This window comes from Gilliamella sp. GillExp13, from assembly GCF_001690815.1.
In the GTDB taxonomy this organism is placed as follows: Bacteria; Pseudomonadota; Gammaproteobacteria; order Enterobacterales; family Orbaceae; genus Gilliamella; species Gilliamella bombi.
Genome location: NZ_LZHJ01000069.1, coordinates 24,225 through 39,194, shown reverse-complemented (window position 1 = coordinate 39,194; position 14,970 = coordinate 24,225). Strand labels below are relative to the sequence as shown.

The following is a 14,970-nucleotide window of genomic DNA, read 5'->3' as shown; positions in this document are numbered from 1 at the left end:
TGCAGTCAGCTTACCAGCAGGAAGGATTACCCGTTACTTAGATAAACTGACCGAATATCATGGATATCCATTAAAAATACGGGTCGATAATGGGCCAGAATTTACAGGAAAAACCTTTATAAACTGGGCTAAATCACATGATATAGCCATTGATTATATAAAGCCCGGTAGCCCTTATCAAAATGGTTATATTGAACGATTTAATCGTACCTATCGTACTGAAGTACTTGATTTATATCTTTTTAACAACTTAGCACAAGCAAGGTGAATAACCGAAGAATGGCTAACGATTTATAACACCGAAAGACCGCATGAGGCATTAAATAACATGACACCGATTGAGTATAAAACACTAAAACAAGCAGCTTAATTTTCTACGTGAGTTGTGTACTAAGTTTGGGGCATTTACATGGATTTGTCTTAAAGCAGTGGTTCGTTAATCGTGGTGCTCAAAAAAATAACGTTTCTAATCAAACAGCATGGTGTAATAGTTTGGGTTATCGAATGCCTAGGGTAAGTGATTTAACCAATGCGGTCAGAAGAGCTAGTCCTCCTATTTCAGGCGCAGCACCTAGTTCATCAGGTAATTATTACCAGTGTCACATAGGTGCTGGATTTTTCACGGAGTGGGGCAGCATGTACAACTACGCTGATGCGGGCTTAGTCGACGACCTCTACTGGACAAGCGACGCGGCAGGTAGCAATCAGTTTGCTATCACCTCGGGCGACGGCGGCGTCCTCGACGGCAGCGCCAGCTACAGCAATTACGCTGTTTGCTCCGCACTTTAGCTTTTAGCGTTTAATTCTTAATCCTTAGGCGCGGGGGGGGGACGGTGCTTGAGAGGACAATATAGACAAGAATAAAGCCCCCGCGTAAGTTGGGGCGTTTCCCTTAGGGTTGCGCCGTTGTGGCACAGCCACAATAGCGCCGCCCCCCGCCGCCGACGCAGAAAGCGTGGCAGGTAGTCCAGTATTACGCTGTGGCGGTTTAAAGCTGTGATCTATTTTAGTTCGGCAAGGTTTCGGACGTATTGACCTTTGGGGAATAAAATAGCTATCTTGAATACGTCCTAGCAAGGGGAATTAGAGCGAACTCCTTTTGCAATCCCACGCTTTAGCGTATAATGTGTCTACGGCGCCCCTTCGCTGTCGATCGGTCTTAACGCACCGTTTGTGGGATTACTTGTATCATCCTGACACTCGCCTTTTCGAGACCATCTTCGCTTTGGCTTTGCTAAGATGGTCAAATTTGTTTCAGACAAATTTGTCAGACGTAGTACAAACTCGCCAAACATCCCTGTTTGGCGTACTAACCTCACTCTGTTGTCGGCACATTCAGACGCCGAAACAAAACAGACAACATAACCTTGAGTGGTTTTTATAAGTTACTTTTTATAAAAAAAAACAATACAGTGGAATGGCAACACAGTTACCCTCCAAAAGCTGGTTATGTAAACCTATTGATTTTATTGTTTTTTTAAATATGCTAAATAAAATCAGTATTCTTATGACTAGATTTGAATTGTTCAAATGATGCTATTAAGCAATGTTATTTATGTGAGTTATTTCTTTTAAAAGTTGCAGTACTATTTTATTGCAATGTATTAATATTACTTATAACTCATAAAAAAAGATTGAAATCGTTTGGTTGTTAAGTAACCATATAAGTGTAATACCCATTTTTGCAAACGATAAAGCAAAATCTGACAAACTAAATAATTGATGATAAGGATCCAACATGTTTAGTAAAGATATGACTATTGCCGATTATGATGCGGAATTGTGGAATGCTATTAAAGGTGAAGAACAGCGCCAAGAAGATCACCTTGAACTGATCGCATCAGAAAACTACACCAGCCCACGAGTAATGCAAGCGCAAGGTTCGCAATTAACCAATAAATATGCCGAAGGTTATCCCGGAAAACGTTATTATGGTGGTTGTGAGTATGTTGATGTTGTTGAAAAATTAGCAATTGATCGTGCTAAGGCTTTATTTGGTGCTGATTATGCTAATGTGCAGCCGCATTCAGGTTCACAAGCTAATTTTGCCGTTTATATGGCGCTTTTAAATACAGGCGATACTGTTTTAGGTATGAATTTGTCTGAAGGTGGGCATTTGACGCATGGTTCGCCCGTTAGCTTTTCGGGTAAACTTTATCATGTTGTGGATTATGGTGTTGATGAATCAGGGCGTATTGATTATGACAAGTTAGCTAAAACAGCCCAAGAATCTAAACCTAAAATGATTATTGGTGGATTTTCGGCTTATTCTGGTGTAGTGGATTGGCAACGTATGCGCGAAATCGCCGATAGTGTGGGGGCTTATTTGTTTGTGGATATGGCGCATGTGGCAGGGCTAGTTGCGGCAGGTGTTTATCCAAATCCAGTTCCTTATGCTCACGTTGTTACTACTACAACTCATAAAACTTTAGGTGGTCCTCGTGGCGGTTTGATTTTGGCTAAAGGTGGTAGTGAAGAATTATATAAAAAGTTAAATTCGGCTGTCTTTCCAGGAGCGCAAGGTGGTCCTTTAATGCATGTAATTGCCGCTAAAGCAGTTGCGTTAAAAGAGGCGATGGAGCCTGAGTATAAAATCTATCAACAACAAGTGGTGAAAAACGCTAAAGCTATGGTCGAGGTGATTTTGCAACGTGGCTATAAAGTAGTTTCTGGTGAAACACAAAACCATCTGTTTTTAATTGATTTAGTCGATAAAAATATTACAGGTAAAGAAGCTGATGCGGCTTTAGGTAGTGCTAATATTACCGTTAATAAAAATAGTGTACCAAAAGATCCACAAAGCCCATTTGTAACATCTGGTGTGCGTATCGGTACGCCGGCTATTACTCGCCGAGGCTTTAGAGAAGCCGAGTCGCGAGATTTAGCTAATTGGATTTGTGATGTTTTAGATAATATCGATGACGAGCAAAACATCCAAGCTGTGAAAGAAAAGGTGCTTGCAATTTGCTGTCGTTTGCCGGTTTATCAGCATTAATGGTTGTTTCATTTCGCCGACGGTTGTCGGCGAAATGGTTTTTTGCTTTTATTTACCAATATTGGCATTTGTGTCAGTTTTGTTTTGGGTTTGTGCTTGTTTGTGCTGTTCGATATAGCGGTCAAGGTAACCTTCATGCCATAACCAGCCTCCTGTAACTCCAATACTAAGTAAAATTGCTAACCAAAAAATAATAACTAATTTGTTGTGACGTTGTTTCATTGGATCGTGCAAATTACGTTTTGCATTGGTAGGGAGCTGGGCTTTGCTAGTGAGCAAGCTTCCTAGCATTAAATTAATTTTGACTTGCCCATTAATTGCCCAACCAGATGCTTCTAGTAATGGCCCAAGCGTTCTTCGACGTAATTTTAACCATGCTAAAATAACAGAAGGTCCTGAAATAATTAGAAATAACCCAATAAAAACTAAAGGTACTTGCCACCAAGCTAGTGCAAAAATGGCTTGGAATATTGTGGCTAATGCTGTGCCGATTGCGCCAATGGCTAAACTAATTGCAGCAAAAATCCCTACACTTTTACCAATATCAAATTTATTAGCTGGATTTTGTAGTGCTTGTTCACTTGATTTTTCAACATCGGCATCTTTGCTGCTTGCCCATTTGTTAATTTGTTCGGTAATCACACGCCCCATACGTTGATAAGGAGCCCAAATTGCTTGTTGGATGCTGATTGGCTTAGTGATTATTTTAACAACATTGGCATCCCAATCGTTACCTTTATTGTCAATAAACACACCATTGCGACCTTCAATTAATAAATCACCTTGTCCTGCTGTCATTGCTGCTGCAATTAGCTGTTTTTCTCCATGTCTAGTGCATTCACAATAAAGTAAACAGAGTTCAGAATAATTTGCCATGGTTGCGTGTTTGGCAATATTATCGACCGCAACGCAAAGTGTTGCACAGCGACCATCAATGTAGAGTTTACCAAGTTGAAATGCTGCTCGTGTTTCAGGCTGGAAGAAGTCTGCAAAAGAGGCAAAGTTAACTAGCAAACGGTAAAGATGTTTATGAAATAGGACTAATTTTTCTAGCACTAGAATATCTGAGGCAGATATTGGTGTTTGATTATCTTGTTCAACCATTTTCTCAAATTCGGTCAGTAAATCATTGTTAGCTAGGTTGGTAATGATGCTAATAGGAATATCATCTATATTGGCCGAAGGCTCAATTTCAACGGTTAATTGTGCCATTTCGGGCTTAGTGCTAATAAGTGTGGTATATGCTTGCAAGCTTTGTTTTATATTTTGCCATTCTTGTTGTGTTAGTTGGTCTGGGTTGGATAATGATGACTCTATTAATGCCTTAAATCGGCTGATTTTAGCTTTCCAAAGTGGATTTAGCCCATTGACTAGATCTAGAGTATCAGTGGTGTCGATTTTGGATAGCGGTAATTCGGCTAATTCTTCTTCAGATAGTAATCCGTTTTGTGTTGGTACAATATATTTTTCGTCGACATTAAGTGCCGTTTGCGCTTGAGGGGCGTATTGTGCTAATTCAGCACGTAAAAAATAATCATCAATTTTGGGTTTTAATAGCTGAATTAGTTTCCAAATTTCTGCGGTATTTTCACCAAATGGGGTTTGCGTATTACTTATTTTTGTTTGCCATTGTAACCACGTTTGTAGATTTTCAACAAAGGTGGTTGCTATGTTTAAATCAATGCCATCTTGCCCACTCATATCTTTTTGTGCACCAGTAGTTTTGATTGCTGTTGTAATAAACATTTGCATGTTTGGTGACAATTCGCTTGATGGAGGAAAGATTAAATCACCATTATAAAGTTTGTCAGCATTGATTTTTATTGATTGTTGTATATCATCTTGTGTTAAATAATCCACATTTTTTTTATTTAAGCTAGCTAAAATGCTTTGTGCGGTGACTGATAATTTTTTTCCTTGCGGGGTCGATGCGTTAATTTGTGATAATAGTAATGTTTCACTTGTACTTAAGATACTATCAAATGAATTGATTTTATCGCAAGTCCAGCTAATGGCATCTAAAATATCAGGTATGCGAATACGTCCGTCATTATCTGAATCGAGTAGAGATAAGGTTCGTTCATCAAAATCCAACCCTGTTGTTGGGCAACTTAAAGCCACCCATAATTTAGGATCTAAATCAGGTAAATTGATAATATCACTGGCACTTTTAAATACGACTTGATCAAGCCCACCAACACGTTGAAATGTCCACATATGGCTCATAATAATCTCCACACAAAAATTTGATAATATCTTTGTTAAAAGAAAACAGTGGGTTGTCTACATTTCATGACTAAAATAACCCTCTAAACACTCATAAGGCTTTTTACTGGATATCGCTTGATGAGATTTAATTGTATTATAATAGCTAATAAATCGCTTAAACTTTTGTTTTCTATTTTTTGAATCTTCGGATATTTGCTGATTATGCCATATCTCTATTAAAGTTCGTACCACTCTTTCTGCTTTTCCATTTATTTATTGGTAGTTAGGTTTAGTGACTTTTTGGTTTATGTGATTATTATGCATTTTAACAAATCGGTGAATGCTACGCTTTCTTTATGATATAGTCGCTGTTGAACCTAGTGAAAAATAAAGCCTAATGGAAAAGGAGATTGTTAAATGAATAAAATAGGAAAAGTTGAATTAGTAGTTACCTCACTTTTATCTATACTTTTGGATGATACACTTGAATATTATAAAACTCATTTAAGTGATCCGAGTAAATCCACAAACGACAATGATCCTTATGCAAGAGCAAGAAGTATTATCACAAAGCTATCAGATAAAGATCAAGAAAAGATTTTTAATTTTCTGCGTATAGTAATAGTAGATACGATGTCAACGATTTTTGGCACCATAGATGGTTCATGTTTTCCTCTAAATAACATGTTGATTTTCTAAATCTTATAAAAAAGCAAACAGACCACCAGTGCTATCCTTGTACCACTTTTATAACGCCTTAGCCCTACGTATCGAAAAACATCAGATTGTTGATTGTAAGGGGAAATTTTAAGGCTATATCAGCTTTATTCTTTAAGTGAAAAGTCCCCGAGTTTGCTACTGGCGCTTATATAATGCGGAAAGAAATGTTATTTAACCATTACAAAACGATTTTATAGTTTCAGTAAAAAATTGTCTGATGCATATCATAGAGCATATTCAGGCCTAGATGATATCAAAGTTAATTCCAAATTTGGATAGACTACACTAATTAGTACCAGTTTTATAAGGTCATTGCTATGATAAACTAAAAATAAAAATAAAAATAAAAGAAGGTAACAACAGTGGCAATCGATTCCTCGCGCAGAGCAACTAACGAGTTCAAAAAACAAATGGTCATACAACTACTTTAATTTATAAAAATCAGACGGCTCTTAGGTCATTTATATTTATTCGTAACCAGTTAAAAGGTTAGAGAATTCATCAAATGACGAAAGTAACTTGGTATTTTCATAGGTTTCAATATCTTCTACTTTTAATAAATCTATACATTTTTTATTTGCTGTCATCAATGGAAAATCTGGACCTGCAATAAACATTGGATGTTCATGAATAAGTAAAAAGATGGCTTTTCCTAACTCTAGATGATCAGAAGGTTTAATAATTTCAATCGACTCTATTATTTCCTTGCTACTCTCTTTGAAGGATAGATATAAGGTACAATGATTGCAAATAATCATATCTTCATAAACTTCATCACCATAATCTAATAAATATTCTTCGTCATTTTTTTTAGTACAATACGAGCTAAACGCATTTAAAACAATATCTTGTGTAACACTGTCATCCACTGCAATGATACTATATTCTATTCCCATGAATCAGTCCTTAAATAGTTATAATTCAAATAAAATATTTACGCACTATAAGTATAACAACACAGTTAAATAAAAATAGTAAGTTGTTTACGTATCTATTCTACTGTTACTGATTTTGCCAAATTACGAGGCTGATCGACATCGGTGCCTTTGATCAAAGCAACATGATACGCCAGTAGTTGTGTGGGTACCGTGTAATATATTGGTGCAGTAAATTCTTCAATATGGGGTAGGCTTATGATGTGCATGGTGTCATCACTAACAAATTCCGCATCTTGTTCAGCAAAAACATACAGTTGACCACCACGCGCTCGAACTTCTTCTATATTAGATTTTAATTTTTCTAGCATTTCGTTGGTTGGTGCCATAACAATCACTGGCATATCCGCATCAATTAATGCAAGTGGGCCATGTTTGAGCTCACCAGCAGCATAGGCTTCAGCGTGAATATAAGATATTTCTTTGAGTTTTAGCGAAGCCTCCATAGCGATTGGATACTCATCACCTCGACCTAAGAATAGCGCATGATGTTTATCAACAAAATAACTAGCTAGTTTTTTAATTTGAGGTTCTGCCGTGAGCACTTGCTCAATGCGGTTTGGTAGAATTTGTAGCGCATGCACAATAGCCTGCTCAGTATTTTCAGCCATATTATTTATGCGTCCTAATTTAACAACTAGTAGCAATAAAACCGTTAATTGTGTGGTAAAGGCTTTAGTTGACGCAACACCGATTTCAACCCCCGCCTTGGTTAATAGAACTAAATCTGCTTCGCGCACTAGTGTTGAGGCAGCCACATTACAGATAGCAAGGGTGCTTAGGTAATTATTTTCTTTGGCTAATCGCAATGCAGCGAGTGTGTCAGCTGTTTCACCGGATTGTGAAAGAGTGATAAATAAACTATTTTTGCGACGAGCTGGATTTCGATAACGAAATTCTGATGCAATCTCGACATCACAAGGAATTCCTGCTAAAGCTTCAAACCAATAACGTGCAACCATACCTGCATTATAAGCAGTACCACAGGCAACAATTTGAACATGCTCAACTTGTTTAAAGATGGTTTTGGCCTCATCACCAAGTTCGGAAAAATCAACTTTACCATGTACCATGCGGCCTTCAAGCGTATTTTTTATTGCATTAGGTTGTTCGTAGATCTCTTTTTGCATGTAATGACTGTAGCCAGCTTTACTGCCAGCATCATATTTTGCATCAGATTCTATACATGGCCTTGTTACTTCTTGACGATTTTTGTCTAAGATTGACACCGTACGGTGAGTAATAAGTGCGATATCGCCTTCTTCCAAATAGATAAATTGGCGAGTGACAGGTAGTAGAGCTAGTTGATCGGATGCGATAAAATTCTCACCTACGCCACAACCAATAACTAATGGACTACCTGAACGTGCTGCGACAAGTATATCTGGATTGCGGGTATCCATAATGACTGTACCATAAGCCCCTCGTAGTTGTGGAATGGCTTTTTGTACAGCGTCAAATAAGGAACAATCTTCTGTTGATATGATGTTATGAATTAAATGGGCAATAACTTCACTATCCGTTTCTGAACGAAATTGGTAACCTTTGGAGATTAGCTTTTCACGCAGTGGTTCAAAATTTTCGATAATGCCATTATGCACAACAGCAATAAAATCAGATACATGTGGATGAGCATTGTGTTCGGCTGGTTCACCATGGGTTGCCCAGCGAGTATGAGCAATTCCTGTAGATCCTTTTAGTGGATGCTGTTCAATGGCATCTTTAAGTGCTTGTACTTTGCCAACACGACGAACGCGTTGTAATTCACCTTGTGGTGAAATAATTGCCAGTCCTGCCGAGTCATAACCCCGATATTCTAATCGTTTTAAACCCTCTAATAATATTTCAGAAATATCACGTTTGGCGATAGCTCCTACAATTCCGCACATATTTTATTCCTCATCAGTTAACTTTGTTGGTCTCTTCCAACCAGTAAGTTGTTTTTGTTTAACTCGACTTACGACCAACTCATTCTCATTTACATTATTGGTAACCGTTGTGCCTGCTGCAATAGTTGCACCTTTACCTACTTTTACAGGTGCAATCAATTGCGTATCAGAACCGACAAACACATCATCTTCAATAATAGTTTTAAATTTATTTGCACCGTCATAATTACAGGTGATGGTTCCTGCACCAATGTTAACGTTACTACCAATTTCGCTATCGCCAAGATAGCTTAAGTGCCCAGCTTTACTTGCTTTGCCTAGGTGTGCTTTTTTTAATTCAACAAAGTTACCAACATGGGCTTGTTCATCAAGCTGTGAACCAGGTCGTAGACGGGCGAAAGGTCCGATAGTGCACTGTTTAGCGATAGTTGAATCTTCAATAATGCTATACGGACTGATTCTTGAATTGTCATCAATTGAGCAATTTTTTAAGACACAGCCTGCACCAATAAATACGTTATTGCCTAGTTTGACATTTCCTTCAATAATTACATTACAATCAATCGTAACATCTTTACCATGCAATAGTGTGCCTCGTAAGTCAAAGCGATTTGGATCAAGCAGTGTTACACCCGCTAGTAATAAATTTTGAGCTTGCAGGTGTTGATATTGTCTTTCTAACATTGCCAATTGTAGGCGATTATTAACACCTTCAACTTCAAATTGTTGAACTGGGTGCGAGGTTAAGATTTCATAACCATCTTGGTAAGCAAAAGCAATAATATCGGTTAAGTAGAACTCTTTTTGCACATTATTATTGGTTAAACGTAATAACCAACTTTTCAATAATTTTCCGTTAACTAGCATTATGCCTGTGTTAATTTCGTTGATTCTTTGTTGTTCTGGTGTAGCATCTTTTTGTTCAACAATAGCAACAACTTTGCCATTTTTGCGTTCTATTCGACCATAACCTGTTGGATCTTCAAGAATAACAGTTAATAAAGCGATACCTTGCTGGGGTTTACTGGCAATTAAAGTTTGTAGTGTTTGAGCCGATATAAGCGGAGTGTCGCCATATAAAATTAAGATATCTTCGTCATCTTGAATGTAAGGGATAGCTTGTTGCACAGCATGACCAGTACCTAGTTGTTCAGCTTGATATACCAGTTGCACATGTTGCTCTTTAAGCGCATCTTTAAGCTGTTGTTTGCCATGTCCATAAACAATATTGATGCGATTTGTATTAAGTTGTTGAACTGTATCAATCACATGTTGTAACATCGGCTTGGCGCCAATTTTATGTAAAACTTTAGGTAGGTTGGAATGCATCCGTGTGCCTTTTCCTGCCGCCAAAATAATTGCACTTAGCTTTGGTGGTGAAATTGCCATAATTGGTTCCGATCTGGTTGAATTAGCGTAACACTATAATCAAAATTTTTAATAAAATCATCCCCAATCTTTTAATTTTTATCATAAAAAAAGTAAAATTGATATTTACCAAAGAGTTTAACAAAAGAGGCAGCAAGTTATGAATTCCGCTATAAAAGTTTTATTACTTTATACCACACATGAAAAACAGACATTTAAGATTATGCAACGCATAAAAACACGACTTAATGGTCAATGTGATTGTGATGTTATTGAACTTTTACCTGATACTAAAATCGATTTGACACAATACCAAGCAGCCTTATTGGGAAGTTCGATTCGTTATGGATTTTATAGCAAAGTGATGAAAGCATTTATCGATAAGAATTATCAGCAGTTAAATAGTATGAAGTCTGGATTTTTTGGGGTAAATATGGTTGCAAGAAAACCCAATAAAAATACACCAGAAACAAATTTATATACTAAAAAGTTTTTAGCTAAAATAGCCTGGAAACCAGCTTTTACTGCTGTTTTTGCTGGTGCGCTTTATTATCCTCAATATAATTGGTTTGATCGCAATATGATCCGCTTTATTATGTGGTTAGGGAAAGGTGATACTGATGTAACAAAACCAGTTATTGAATATACAGATTGGGCAAAGGTAGATGAATTTGCCAAACAGTTTTATACTTAAACGTATAGTTACCTGAAACTTTTTTACAAATAAATTGATATTTTTCTAAAGGTATCAAGTGTTCAACTTCTTTTAAAGAAACTTTGTGATATAGATCAACATTTCGGCTAAAAAGGTGTACAATACTGCGCCTATAGAATCTGTCTCCTAATTGGAATTTTAATTGTGATTGAAAATTTAAGAAATATTGCCATTATTGCTCACGTTGACCATGGTAAAACAACATTGGTTGATAAGTTATTAAAACAGTCAGGTACGCTAGATAATCTACGGGGTGACGATAACGAACGCATCATGGACTCTAATGCGCTCGAAAAAGAGCGTGGTATTACCATTTTAGCTAAAAATACCGCTATTGATTGGAATGGTTACCGAATTAATATCGTTGATACCCCAGGACATGCTGATTTTGGCGGTGAAGTTGAACGTGTTATGTCTATGGTTGATTCTGTATTATTGCTCGTTGATGCAATGGATGGACCAATGCCTCAAACACGTTTTGTAACGCAAAAAGCATTTGCTTATGGTTTAAAACCGATTGTGGTTATCAATAAAGTAGACCGACCAGGAGCTCGCCCTGATTGGGTGGTTGACCAAGTATTTGATCTATTTGTTAATTTAGGAGCTACTGATGAACAGCTAGATTTCCCTATTGTTTATGCTTCTGCATTAATGGGTATTGCGGGCTTAGATCATGAAAATATGGCTGAAGATATGACGCCACTATTTGAAGCGATTGTTAAACATGTTGAACCACCAAAAGTGGATTTAGATGGTCCATTCCAAATGCAAATTTCTCAACTTGATTATAATAATTATGTTGGCGTTATTGGTATTGGTCGTATTAAACGTGGTCGTGTTAAACCAAATCAACAAGTGACTATAGTTGATAGTGAAGGTAACAAACGTACAGGTAAAGTAGGGCAAGTGCTAGGTCATTTAGGGCTGCAACGTTATGAAGCTGAAGTTGCCGAAGCTGGTGATATTATTGCATTAACTGGTCTTGGTGAACTCGGTATCTCTGACACGATTTGTGATAACAGTTGCGTTGAAGCTCTGCCGGCATTAACTGTTGATGAACCAACAGTAACGATGTTCTTTAATGTTAATAGCTCACCATTTGCTGGTAAAGAAGGTAAATATGTAACATCTCGACAAATTCTTGAGCGTTTAAATAAAGAGCTTGTACATAATGTTGCGCTGCGCGTTGAAGAAACTCCAGATCCCGATGCTTTTAGAGTATCGGGTCGTGGTGAATTGCATTTATCAGTACTAATTGAAAATATGCGCCGTGAAGGTTATGAGTTAGGTGTTTCTCGCCCTAAGGTTATTTTTAGAGAAATTGACGGTAAAAAACAAGAACCATTTGAACAAGTTACGCTTGATATTGAAGAACAGCATCAAGGTTCAGTAATGGAAGCCCTTGGTTTACGTAAAGGTGATCTAACAAACATGTTACCAGATGGTAAAGGTCGCGTACGTTTAGATTACGTAATTCCAAGTCGTGGACTTATCGGTTTCAGAACTGAATTTATGACTATGACTTCAGGTACTGGTTTACTTTATTCTACATTTAGTCATTATGATGATATTCGCCCAGGCGAAATTGGTCAGCGTAATAATGGCGTAATGATTTCTAACGGTACAGGTAAAGCATTGGCTTATGCGTTATATGGTTTACAAGACCGTGGTAAGTTATTCCTAGGTCATGGTGCTGAAGTATATGAAGGGCAAATCATTGGTATACATACTCGTTCAAACGATTTAACTGTTAACTGTTTAACGGGTAAAAAATTGACTAATATGCGAGCATCAGGTACCGACGAAGCAACAACACTTTCACCACCAATTAAAATGTCATTGGAACAAGCGTTAGAGTTTATTGACGATGATGAATTAGTTGAAGTAACACCGTTATCTATCCGTCTTCGTAAACGTCATTTGACGGAAAATGACCGAAAACGTGCATTTAGAAGTGGTAACAAAGACTAATTAATATTAGTCCTATCGTAATATGAAAACCTCGCTATTTAGCGAGGTTTTTTTTGGCTTTTACTCTAGCAATGGCATCGGCGATAGACTGTTTTCGGTCGATCGATGTGCTAGTTTTGTTTGCCATCGGTGTGGTCCGAGGAAACAAAATTGTTGGCGGCACCAATTGGTTGTGATTTAATCGCTGTTGCTTTTTCTCAGTTAGCGCTAACTCTTCTGATTCACTTAATACAGTGCCTAAGGTACTTAATGTAATACAGTCTGTTGGACAGGTATTAATACAATTACTACACGAGGTACATAACTGTGGCAAAATAATGTGTAATACTTGCTTACTGCCCACTATAGCATCGGTTGGGCAAACACGAATACATTTGCCACAGCCAATACAGTTTTCTTCGTCAATAAATGCTTTATATTGTTCTTGGGTTTGCATAATTACTTCTTGCATTAACTTAAACCTACAATATTACCATCTTTGTCAATATCGATTTGTCTATAAGCAGGATTAGTACCTAGCCCTGGCATGGTCATCACATTACCAGCATAAACACGAATAAAACCAGCACCGGCAGATATTGCTAAATGACTGATATCGACATCAAAATCGGTAGGAACATTTTTCAAATTTGCATCAGCACTAATTGACATTGGCGTTTTAGCAATACAAAGTGGCAAATGATCCAGTTTTAATTCTTCGATCTCTTTGATATTTTCCAGTGCGGTGGCTGATAAATTAGCCTTGTTAGCACCATATTTTTTTACCATGGTTTGAATCTTATCAGCGAGAGGCATATTATCAGGATAAGGCAATTTGATTTCACTTGGCATATCACATGCCTTAATAACATGTTTTGCTAATTTTTCAGCGCCTTTACCGCCTTGAGTGAAAACTTCACTAACTTCACAGGCAAATGCACCATGTTCAATCGCATATTTTTGTAAAAACGCTAATTCTTCTTCACTGTCGTGTGGAAAGCGATTAATAGCGACAATTACTTGTAATCCATAGCTTTTGGCATTGTTGATATGCCATGCTAAATTGGCAGCACCAATTTTAAGTAATTCAACGTTTGACTCAGAAATTTCTTTTGGAATTGCTTGCCCAGGTTTAATATTATATTTACCACTGTTAGATTTTAAACTACGAACTGTTGCAACAAGCACTACACATGAAGCTTTAATGCCAGCTTGGCGATATTTGATATTAAAGAATTTTTCCATACCCATATCCGAACCAAAGCCCGCTTCAGTCACGACATAATCAGCAAGTTGTAAAGCAATGCGATCGGCAATGACAGATGAGTTACCATGAGCAATATTAGCAAAAGGCCCAGCATGAATAAGTACCGGTGTATTTTCAACAGTTTGCATTAGGTTTGGATTAATCGCATTTTTAAGTAACACAGTCATGGCGCCAGCAACTTCAAGTTGTTCTGCGGTGATCGCCTCGCCTTGGATACTATAAGCTAAAATAATGCGTCCAATGCGCGTACGCATATCTTGTAAATCTGATGCTAAGGCTAAAATTGCCATGAGTTCTGACGCTGCGGTAATTTCAAATCCATCTTGGCGCGTAATACCATTAACGCCACCGCCAACACCGACAGTTATTTTGCGAAGTGAACGATCGTTATGATCTATCACTCGCTTCCACACAATGCGATTTACATCAATGTTTAGACGCGGTAAACCTGTTTGTGCAGTAAATTCATCACCTAAACGTTCTTCATGATAAAGCCTTGAATCTAAAGCGGCCGAAGCTAAATCATGTGCGGCAGTAATGGCGTGAATGTCACCTGTTAAGTGTAGATTTAATGTTTCCATAGGCAAAACTTCGGCTTTACCACCGCCAGCAGCGCCACCTTTAACACCAAATACAGGACCTAAACTTGGTTGACGGATACAAGCGATTGCGGACTTACCAATATAATTTAAGCCCTCACTTAGCCCGATAGTATTAACTGTTTTACCCTCACCAAGTGGTGTCGGCGTGATAGCAGTAACTAATACCAATTTACCGTTAGGTTTGTTTGGCTTGGTTTTAAGAATGGATAGATCAACTTTTGCCACATGCTTGCCGTAAGGTAGGACAAATTCTTCTGGAATGTTGCATTGTTTAGCTATTTCGGTAATTGGATGTAATGGCATATTAATTCTCATCTAACA

The 14,970-nt window shown here is 37.6% G+C and carries 13 protein-coding genes and 1 pseudogene; 7 read left to right on the top strand and 7 right to left on the bottom strand.

What is annotated here, in order from left to right:
- Positions 1–25 precede the first annotated feature (25 nt).
- From A9G37_RS13330 to glyA, 4 genes and pseudogenes are all read left to right on the top strand, one after another.
- Positions 26–277, top strand: a pseudogene (locus tag A9G37_RS13330) (integrase core domain-containing protein); the annotation flags it as partial.
- Positions 269–370 (top strand): integrase core domain-containing protein, encoded by a 102-nt coding sequence (locus A9G37_RS13510; RefSeq protein WP_081297626.1) that lies wholly within the window; start codon positions 269–271, stop codon positions 368–370. The pseudogene A9G37_RS13330 and the gene A9G37_RS13510, both read left to right, overlap by 9 nt.
- Before the next feature lie 266 nt (positions 371–636).
- The gene (locus tag A9G37_RS12830; RefSeq protein ID WP_176701865.1) at positions 637–789 is read left to right on the top strand and encodes a hypothetical protein; all 153 of its coding nucleotides are present in this window, start codon (positions 637–639) and stop codon (positions 787–789) included.
- A 949-nt stretch (positions 790–1,738) separates the two neighbouring features.
- Positions 1,739–2,995: a serine hydroxymethyltransferase gene (gene glyA / locus A9G37_RS04895; protein ID WP_034915475.1), complete on the top strand. Its 1,257-nt coding sequence runs from the start codon at positions 1,739–1,741 to the stop codon at positions 2,993–2,995.
- Positions 2,996–3,043: 48 nt separating this feature from the next.
- Here the strand turns inward: glyA and A9G37_RS04890 are convergent, their stop codons facing one another.
- Together A9G37_RS04890 and A9G37_RS13505 are read right to left on the bottom strand one after the other, a co-directional pair.
- Positions 3,044–5,221 carry a MerC domain-containing protein gene (locus A9G37_RS04890; protein ID WP_065574805.1) on the bottom strand — a complete coding sequence of 726 codons (2,178 nt, stop codon included), beginning with the start codon at positions 5,219–5,221 and terminating at the stop codon, positions 3,044–3,046.
- A 57-nt stretch (positions 5,222–5,278) separates the two neighbouring features.
- Entirely contained in the window at positions 5,279–5,476 is a 198-nt protein-coding gene (locus A9G37_RS13505) for an integrase core domain-containing protein (RefSeq protein WP_081297656.1), read from the bottom strand.
- Positions 5,477–5,620: 144 nt separating this feature from the next.
- On the opposite strand from A9G37_RS13505, the gene A9G37_RS04885 reads away from it, so the two are divergent.
- Positions 5,621–5,902, top strand: coding sequence for a hypothetical protein (locus A9G37_RS04885; RefSeq protein ID WP_065574804.1), 282 nt, complete (start codon positions 5,621–5,623; stop codon positions 5,900–5,902).
- A 488-nt stretch (positions 5,903–6,390) separates the two neighbouring features.
- Here the strand turns inward: A9G37_RS04885 and A9G37_RS04880 are convergent, their stop codons facing one another.
- The 3 genes from A9G37_RS04880 to glmU form a co-directional block, all read right to left on the bottom strand.
- The gene (locus A9G37_RS04880) at positions 6,391–6,819 is read right to left on the bottom strand and encodes a hypothetical protein (RefSeq protein WP_065574803.1); all 429 of its coding nucleotides are present in this window, start codon (positions 6,817–6,819) and stop codon (positions 6,391–6,393) included.
- Positions 6,820–6,914: 95 nt separating this feature from the next.
- On the bottom strand, positions 6,915–8,747 hold the full coding sequence (gene glmS, locus A9G37_RS04875; protein ID WP_034912729.1) for a glutamine--fructose-6-phosphate transaminase (isomerizing): 1,833 nt from the start codon (positions 8,745–8,747) through the stop codon (positions 6,915–6,917).
- A 3-nt stretch (positions 8,748–8,750) separates the two neighbouring features.
- A complete protein-coding gene (gene glmU / locus A9G37_RS04870; RefSeq protein ID WP_034912726.1) occupies positions 8,751–10,136 on the bottom strand; it encodes a bifunctional UDP-N-acetylglucosamine diphosphorylase/glucosamine-1-phosphate N-acetyltransferase GlmU in 1,386 nt (461 codons plus the stop codon).
- 139 nt (positions 10,137–10,275) lie between these two features.
- Between glmU and hemG the strand changes: the two genes are divergently transcribed.
- Positions 10,276–10,809, top strand: coding sequence for a menaquinone-dependent protoporphyrinogen IX dehydrogenase (gene hemG / locus A9G37_RS04865; protein ID WP_080702340.1), 534 nt, complete (start codon positions 10,276–10,278; stop codon positions 10,807–10,809).
- A gap of 165 nt (positions 10,810–10,974) precedes the next feature.
- Entirely contained in the window at positions 10,975–12,801 is a 1,827-nt protein-coding gene (gene typA / locus A9G37_RS04860) for a ribosome-dependent GTPase TypA (RefSeq protein ID WP_065561705.1), read from the top strand.
- A gap of 34 nt (positions 12,802–12,835) precedes the next feature.
- On the opposite strand, the gene A9G37_RS04855 is transcribed toward typA, so the two are convergent.
- Positions 12,836–13,252 carry an RnfABCDGE type electron transport complex subunit B gene (locus tag A9G37_RS04855; RefSeq protein ID WP_065574802.1) on the bottom strand — a complete coding sequence of 139 codons (417 nt, stop codon included), beginning with the start codon at positions 13,250–13,252 and terminating at the stop codon, positions 12,836–12,838.
- Positions 13,252–14,952: a formate--tetrahydrofolate ligase gene (locus A9G37_RS04850; protein ID WP_218059312.1), complete on the bottom strand. Its 1,701-nt coding sequence runs from the start codon at positions 14,950–14,952 to the stop codon at positions 13,252–13,254. The genes A9G37_RS04855 and A9G37_RS04850 overlap by 1 nt, the downstream gene beginning before the upstream one ends.
- Positions 14,953–14,970 lie beyond the last annotated feature (18 nt).

What these genes read in the sequence shown, in the direction of transcription:
- A9G37_RS12830 (WP_176701865.1), top strand. Translation starts at nt 637, where the DNA reads ATGTACAACTACGCTGATGCGGGCTTAGTCGACGACCTCTACTGGACA.
- glyA (WP_034915475.1), top strand. Translation starts at nt 1,739, where the DNA reads ATGTTTAGTAAAGATATGACTATTGCCGATTATGATGCGGAATTGTGG.
- A9G37_RS04890 (WP_065574805.1), bottom strand. Translation starts at nt 5,221, where the DNA reads ATGAGCCATATGTGGACATTTCAACGTGTTGGTGGGCTTGATCAAGTC.
- A9G37_RS04885 (WP_065574804.1), top strand. Translation starts at nt 5,621, where the DNA reads ATGAATAAAATAGGAAAAGTTGAATTAGTAGTTACCTCACTTTTATCT.
- A9G37_RS04880 (WP_065574803.1), bottom strand. Translation starts at nt 6,819, where the DNA reads ATGGGAATAGAATATAGTATCATTGCAGTGGATGACAGTGTTACACAA.
- glmS (WP_034912729.1), bottom strand. Translation starts at nt 8,747, where the DNA reads ATGTGCGGAATTGTAGGAGCTATCGCCAAACGTGATATTTCTGAAATA.
- glmU (WP_034912726.1), bottom strand. Translation starts at nt 10,136, where the DNA reads ATGGCAATTTCACCACCAAAGCTAAGTGCAATTATTTTGGCGGCAGGA.
- hemG (WP_080702340.1), top strand. Translation starts at nt 10,276, where the DNA reads ATGAATTCCGCTATAAAAGTTTTATTACTTTATACCACACATGAAAAA.
- A9G37_RS04855 (WP_065574802.1), bottom strand. Translation starts at nt 13,252, where the DNA reads ATGCAAGAAGTAATTATGCAAACCCAAGAACAATATAAAGCATTTATT.
- A9G37_RS04850 (WP_218059312.1), bottom strand. Translation starts at nt 14,952, where the DNA reads ATGCCATTACATCCAATTACCGAAATAGCTAAACAATGCAACATTCCA.